This is a genomic window from Hydrotalea sp., from assembly GCA_030054115.1.
Taxonomy (GTDB): Bacteria; Pseudomonadota; Alphaproteobacteria; order JASGCL01; family JASGCL01; genus JASGCL01.
In genome coordinates this window covers 20,708-27,500 of record JASGCL010000014.1, presented here as the reverse complement: position 1 = coordinate 27,500, position 6,793 = coordinate 20,708, and the positions used below count along the sequence as shown (strand labels likewise).

Below are 6,793 nucleotides of genomic sequence, written 5' to 3'. Positions count from 1 at the left end.
TTGTGCTTATCGTTTGGTGGCCATGATTGTGATAGCCCTGGTTTATCGCTTGCTAGCCATGTAAATGGTTTGCTAGTCAGGTTGTTACAGAAAAAGCGAAGCATTGCCTTTTGCTATTCGTGCGAATTTACTTCGCGCGAATAATATAAAGAAATAAGGGTTTGCGAACACCACGCAAGTGGTTTTCGCCAATTATATTGGGGCATTAGCTCAGTTGGTAGAGCGCCTGCTTTGCAAGCAGGAGGTCATCGGTTCGAATCCGTTATGCTCCACCAAATTGTTGGGGCATTAACTAGGTTGGTGAAGCGGCTGGTTTCAAGCAGGGTAAATTGCGAATAGCAATTTACGAGCATGATTTGCTCATAGAGCAAATTATTGAATCAGCATTGCTTTCGAATCCGTTATGCTCCACCAAGTTATTGTTTTAAAAAAACAAAATAACGGCGGCGTTTTTAACGCTGTCGTTATTTTGCTTTGAAAAAAGCAAAAAACAAAGTTTTTGAATATCGTTTATAGGAATATGTGAAGCAAATAGAACAAAAAATTCTTTTGCTGAGCAATGAATTGCGAGTGACTTTTTATAGGTTGCGCTTCGTGGTGGGTTTTTTTTAATAACCGGTTATGGCGCGCAATAACTAAACAAAAGATACATTATGCAACTCATGTCGAATAACAATAATGAAAAACCCTTTCTTATTAAGGGGCGCAAGGACGGAATTCTTCGCCCCATGAGATGGACAACAGGTTTGCAAACCTGCCTTTTCAGTTAAGGGAGATGGTTTTTGAAAGAAGAACTAGATGACTTTAAGAATCGCCAAAAGATGTTTACATTTTTTGGCGAGCAGAAGTTCGAATCTAGCGGGTCGGTTGGTGCAAATCAATCAGCCCGCAAAAGTTTGAAAAAGATAATGACAAGAGCATTTTGTGGATGCCTTGGCGTATAGAGGCGAAGAAGGACGTGCCAGACTGCGAAAAGTTCAGGGGAGCTGTCAAGAAGCGTTAATCCTGAAATGTCCGAATGGGGAAACCCCTCTCTTTTTAGAGAGATTCTTTGGTTGAATAAATAGATCGAAGAAAGCAAACCCGGAGAACTGAAACATCTCATGTACCCGGAGGAAAAGATATCAACGATACGCCGTTAGTAGTGGCGAGCGAACGCGGCAGAGGCCAATGCCTCTATCCATTGTAACCAGAATGGTTTGGAAAAGCCAGCCATAGAGGGTGATAGCCCCTTATGGGATGAATGATGGAAGAGGATTCGAGTAGGGCGGAACACGTGAAATTCTGTCTGAATATGGGGCGACCACGCTCCAAGCCTAAGTACTCCTATACGACCGATAGTGAACAAGTACCGTGAGGGAAAGGTGAAAAGCACCCCGATAAGGGGAATGAAATAGTATCTGAAACAGAATGCTTACAAGCAGTTGGAGCCCCCTTGAGGGGTGACAGCGTACCTCTTGTATAATGGGTCTGCGACTTAATGTTACCAGCAAGCTTAAGCCGATAGGTGAAGGCGTAGCGAAAGCGAGTCTGAATAGGGCGCATAGTTGGTGGCATTAGACCCGAAGCTGAGTGATCTAGCCATGAGCAGGATGAAGTTGGGGTAACACCCAACGGAGGTCCGAACCAGTAACTGTTGCAAAAGTTTTGGATGACTTGTGGCTAGGGGTGAAAGATTAATCAAACTCAGAAATAGCTGGTTCTCCGCGAAAACTATTTAGGTAGTGCGTCAGTGAATTTACCACAGGGGGTAGAGCACTGGATGGGCTAGGGGGGCGCGAGCCTTACCAAACCCAACCAAACTCCGAATACCTGATGAGTATTATACTGGCAGACAGACCATGGGTGCTAAGGTCCGTGGTCGAGAGGGAAAAAGCCCTGACTACCAGCTAAGGTCCCTAAATCATATTTAAGTGTTAAAGGATGTGAGAAAACCAAGACAATCAGGAGGTTGGCTTAGAAGCAGCCATCCTTTAAAGAAAGCGTAACAGCTCACTGATCTAAACTTAAGTTTTCTTGCGCCGAAGATGTAACGGGGCTAAAAATATGTACCGAAGCTGTGGATGCATGGTGTTTTCGAACATCATGCGTGGTAGCGGAGCGTTCCGTAAGCCTGTGAAGATCAATCTTGAGATTGGTTGGAGGTATCGGAAGAGCGAATGCAGACATGAGTAGCGCGAAATCTGTGAGAAACAGATTCACCGGAACCCCAAGGTTTCCTACGCAAGGTTAATCCGCGTAGGGTGAGCCGGCCCCTAAGGCGAGGGCGAAAGCCGTAGTCGATGGGAATCAGGTTAATAATCCTGAGCCTGTATGGAGTTGACAAATGACGAAATTGGTCATGACTTATTGGATTGTTGTGGCCAGCTGGTTGTTTCAGGAAATAGCCCATACTATAGACCGTACCACAAACCGACTCTGGTGGGGTGGTATAAATGTACCAAGGTGTTTGAGTGAACTATGTTGAAGGAACTCGGCAAATTACTCTCGTAAGTTAGCGAAAAGAGAGCCCTTTTTTAACGCAAGTTAGAAAGGGGGGCACAGAATAGGGGGTGGCGACTGTTTAACAAAAACACAGGACTCTGCGAAGCCGAAGAGGCGATGTATAGGGTCTGACGCCTGCCCGGTGCTGGAAGGTTAAGAGGAAAGGTGCAAGCCATGAATCGAAGCCCCAGTAAACGGCGGCCGTAACTATAACGGTCCTAAGGTAGCGAAATTCCTTGTCGGGTAAGTTCCGTCCCGCATGAATGGCGTAACGATCTCCCCACTGTCTCCAACATAGGCTCAGCGAAATTGAATTCTCCGTGAAGATGCGGAGTTCCCGTGGTTAGACGGAAAGACCCCGTGCACCTTTACTATAGCTTTGCAGTGGCAGTAGGAAGTTGATGTGTAGCCTAGGTGGGAGACGTTGAAACCGAGTCGCTAGATTCGGTGGAGTCACAAGGTGAAATACCACCCTTTAAGTTTTTACTGTCTAACTTATCCCTTTATATCAAGGGCAAGGACACTGCATGGTGGGTAGTTTGACTGGGGCGGTCGCCTCCCAAAGAGTACCGGAGGCGCGCGATGGTGGGCTCATGTTGGTCGGAAATCAACAGTAGAGTGCAAAGGCAAAAGCCCGCCTGACTGCGACAGCGACGGCTGGAGCAGAGACGAAAGTCGGTCTTAGTGATCCGGTGGTCCCGAGTGGAAGGGCCATCGCTCAACGGATAAAAGGTACGCCGGGGATAACAGGCTGATACCCCCCAAGAGTCCCCATCGACGGGGGTGTTTGGCACCTCGATGTCGACTCATCGCATCCTGGGGCTGAAGCAGGTCCCAAGGGTATGGCTGTTCGCCATTTAAAGCGGTACGTGAGTTGGGTTCAAAACGTCGTGAGACAGTTTGGTCCCTATCTGCCATGGGTGTTCGAGATTTGAGAGGAGCTTTCCCTAGTACGAGAGGACCGGGAAGGACGGACCGCTGGTCGACCAGTTGTCACACCTGTGGCACTGCTGGGTAGCTATGTTCGGAAGAGATAACCGCTGAAAGCATCTAAGCTGGGAAACTCGCCTCAAGACCAGATCTCGCTATTAGAACCGATATAGACTATGTCGTTGATAGGTGAAGGGTGGAAACCATGCAAATGGTGGAGCTTATTCATACTAATCGTTCGATTGATTCTTTTTCATGATTAAAACCATCTTTTCTTAACTGAAAAGGCAGGTTTTTCATTATACTTGCCAACCAATTTTGGGTGGCAAGTTTAGACAATGAGTTGCAAATGTAATGGTTTGGTTTTTCCAAACCTTTCACTCGCGTTCATTGCTCAGTAAAAGGATTTTTTGTTTTTGCCCATGTATTAACAACTGCAATCCGATGGCTTGGTGGTAATGGCGGAACGCAAAGCACCCGATCCCATCCCGAACTCGGAAGTGAAATGTTCCCGCGCCGATGGTACTATGTCTTAAGGCAATGGGAGAGTAGGTCACCGCCTAGCCTTCAGATTGCAGTTGGCAATACACATGATGAAAAAAATCACTCCGTGATTTGTTCATTATCGATATTGTTTTATCTTTTTGCTCGAGCGCGCTCAAGTAGCGAAGCGATAGCGCAAATATAATGCGCAAAGCCCGCGTGAATTTCAACCGGTAAAACTTCACTTTCGCCTATATTGCGCGAAAATCACATATTCCTATATATGCGCAAATACTTGCGCAAAACTGCCGTAATTGAACGGCAGACAATTTTACATATTCCTATATATGCGCAAATGCTTGCGCGAAACTGCCGTAATTGAACGGCAATCAATTTCACATATTCCTATAATTTTTTACTTGCTTTTTTATAAGCATTTTAATACTTTACCCTCATGGTTAGAAAAGAAAAGAATAAAAAACGATGGCCAATGGCTTTGCTTGTTATTGGAGGCGCAATTGTTTTAGTTGCTGTATTCTTTTATTATGCATCGCATGCCGATAAAAAAGAAAAAATAAATTTTGTCAAAGAGGGCGTGCAAGGAATGCTTGCCGACCCGACCTCAGCCAAGTTTTGGGGGGTTAAATTAGTGCAGAGGTCTGATAATTTATTGGCGGTCTGTGGTAAGGTAAATCGTAGCACTGACGAGAAGAGCCTTATGTTTTTCCGTTTTGTGGCTTATGAAACAGGGAAGGATAATATTTGGTCTACCAATGTAGAAGGTTATTTAGATGGAAAAGTAGAAATGGATAAATTATATAAAAAATACTGCATTGACTTGAGCAATCAGAATATCGTTATTTATGAAGAGTAATATTACTTGATTAGGATTTTTTATAAATAATCGAGGATAAAATTGATGTCAAAAAAAAATTTGCAGGAAAAAGAGCTCGATAATATAATCGATACTATTCGTTCTGAGAACACTAAAACCTATTACGCCGCAGCTTTCGGAGGGGGGTTGATTGTTATATTGCGTGATTTATTAACTGAATGTAATAAACAAAACTATCCTTGTCCTGCTTTTGTTTACATTTGTTTCGCTTGCATTCTAGTTGCAGTTATTGCAATTGCTTTAGCTTCATATAATTTGCTTTCTAAAGATTCAAGAAACATATTGCACTATTATCAAAAAGGCAAAGGCCATAACTTTGATGAAGAGATAAAAAAAGGGCAAGATATATTGGACAATAAAATTAGGAGAATAAATACTTCTGCGATTTTATTAGGTGTTGTAACTTTCTTTGCTTTGGTGCTTGCATTCGTGCGAATTACTTCGTGCGAATGAATAAAACAAGTTGGGTTCATGAACAAATCACGGAGTGATTTTTTCATCAATCATAACAGCCCCGAATTTTTAAAACTATAATGCCCATGGTCGCTGATGATGAGGTGGTCGTGGAAGCCCACGTCCATCGCCTTTAATGCCTCGGCCAATTTGCGCGTTTCGGCAATGTCGGCCGACGATGGTTTGTTGTTGCCCGACGGGTGGTTGTGCACAACGATGATGTGGCTCGACCCGACGTCCATCACCCGTTTAACAACCTCGCGCACGTAAAACGGCGTGTGGTTGACCGTGCCCTGCTGAATTTTTTCGTCGAGCAAAAGCAGGAAGCGATGGTTGAGGTGGAGCAGGCGTAATTCTTCGCGTTTTTCCCGCGCCATGGTGGCGTGCAGGTAATGTAATAATTTTTCCCACCCGCTGATGATATGTGGTTCGGCCATGACATCTTGGCGCAACATGCGCAGGCCCGATGCCTGCACCAATTTCAACATCGCCAGCGACGATTCGCCAATAAATTTGTGCCGGCTTAATTGCGTCGCGTCGGCCGACAACACGCCGCCGATGGTTTTGAATTCGGCCAATAATTGCTTGGCGATAGGTTTGGTGTCGATGCGCGGCAGGGCAAATGTTAAAAGCAGTTCGAGGATTTCGTAATCCGCCATTGCCGCGCCATTGTCTTTTAAAAATCGTTGGCGTAACCGCTGGCGGTGGCCATCATGTTGTTCGGTCATGGTGGTTGTGCCTTTTAATTTATTTAATAGGGCGGGTGGTGTAAACCGGCGGGTGAGGTGGTGAAAATTTCCACGCCATGTTCGCCAATGCCGACGGTATGTTCAAATTGCGCCGACAAAGATTTGTCGCGCGTTACGGCGGTCCAGCCGTCTTGCAATACTTTTACCTCGTGCGTGCCGATGTTTAACATTGGTTCGACCGTGAAAAACATGCCCGGGCGGAATGCCGCGCCGCGCTCGGGTTGCGCATGGTGCATGACATTTGGTTCGTCGTGAAACACGCGGCCCAACCCGTGGCCGCAAAAATCGCGCACGATGCTGTAACGATGCGGTGCAACAAATTTTTGTATCGCCGCGCCAATGTCGCCAAAATGCCCGCCGGGTTTTATCGCCTTGATGCCGACCATCATCGCGTCATATGTTACGTCGGTTAATTTTTTTGCTTTCAGCGGCGGTTCGCCCGCCCAATACATGCGGCTGGTGTCGCCGTGCCAGCCGTCCAAAATAACCGTGACATCGATATTGATAATGTCGCCCGCCAGCAGAATTTTTTTGTCGTCGGGAATGCCGTGGCACACCACGTGGTTAACCGACGTGCAGATTGATTTGGGAAACCCCTTGTAATTCAACGGCGCGGGTATAGCATGGTTGGCGATGATAAAATCATGCGCCAGCTGGTCTAACTTGCCAGTGCTGACCCCGGGCACGACATGCGGGGCCAGGTAATCCATCACCCGTGCCGCCAATTGGCCGGCGTTGCGCATTGCCACAAATGCCGAACGGTCGTGTAATTTTATTTCACGCATTGTCATTATAAAAA

Annotated in this window: 5 protein-coding genes, 1 tRNA gene and 2 rRNA genes (1 of these 8 only partly in view); 6 read left to right on the top strand and 2 right to left on the bottom strand. The window is 46.0% G+C overall.

Annotated features, from left to right (window positions below):
- From QM529_04165 to QM529_04140, 6 genes are all read left to right on the top strand, one after another.
- Positions 1–64: the final stretch of a hypothetical protein gene (locus tag QM529_04165; GenBank protein MDI9313854.1), read on the top strand. It extends 365 nt beyond the left edge of the window; only the last 64 of its 429 coding nucleotides appear in the window; its start codon lies off the left edge, out of view; it ends in the stop codon at positions 62–64.
- A 135-nt stretch (positions 65–199) separates the two neighbouring features.
- A tRNA-Ala gene (locus tag QM529_04160) sits at positions 200–275 on the top strand.
- A 623-nt stretch (positions 276–898) separates the two neighbouring features.
- Positions 899–3,671, top strand: a 23S ribosomal RNA gene (locus tag QM529_04155).
- 191 nt (positions 3,672–3,862) lie between these two features.
- A 5S ribosomal RNA gene (rrf, locus tag QM529_04150) occupies positions 3,863–3,979 on the top strand.
- 372 nt (positions 3,980–4,351) lie between these two features.
- Positions 4,352–4,771 carry a hypothetical protein gene (locus QM529_04145; protein ID MDI9313853.1) on the top strand — a complete coding sequence of 140 codons (420 nt, stop codon included), beginning with the start codon at positions 4,352–4,354 and terminating at the stop codon, positions 4,769–4,771.
- Between the two features lie 45 nt (positions 4,772–4,816).
- A complete protein-coding gene (locus QM529_04140) occupies positions 4,817–5,245 on the top strand; it encodes a hypothetical protein (GenBank protein MDI9313852.1) in 429 nt (142 codons plus the stop codon).
- A 50-nt stretch (positions 5,246–5,295) separates the two neighbouring features.
- Here QM529_04140 and radC read toward each other — a convergent pair whose 3' ends face one another.
- Complete coding sequence (radC, locus tag QM529_04135; protein MDI9313851.1) at positions 5,296–5,973, bottom strand: DNA repair protein RadC; 678 nt, start codon at positions 5,971–5,973, stop codon at positions 5,296–5,298.
- A 23-nt stretch (positions 5,974–5,996) separates the two neighbouring features.
- Positions 5,997–6,785 carry a type I methionyl aminopeptidase gene (gene map / locus QM529_04130; protein MDI9313850.1) on the bottom strand — a complete coding sequence of 263 codons (789 nt, stop codon included), beginning with the start codon at positions 6,783–6,785 and terminating at the stop codon, positions 5,997–5,999.
- Positions 6,786–6,793: the final 8 nt, after the last annotated feature.

Excerpts from the sequence above, each read along its gene's own strand:
- QM529_04145 (MDI9313853.1), top strand. The coding sequence starts at position 4,352 with ATGGTTAGAAAAGAAAAGAATAAAAAACGATGGCCAATGGCTTTGCTT.
- QM529_04140 (MDI9313852.1), top strand. The coding sequence starts at position 4,817 with ATGTCAAAAAAAAATTTGCAGGAAAAAGAGCTCGATAATATAATCGAT.
- radC (MDI9313851.1), bottom strand. The coding sequence starts at position 5,973 with ATGACCGAACAACATGATGGCCACCGCCAGCGGTTACGCCAACGATTT.
- map (MDI9313850.1), bottom strand. The coding sequence starts at position 6,785 with ATGACAATGCGTGAAATAAAATTACACGACCGTTCGGCATTTGTGGCA.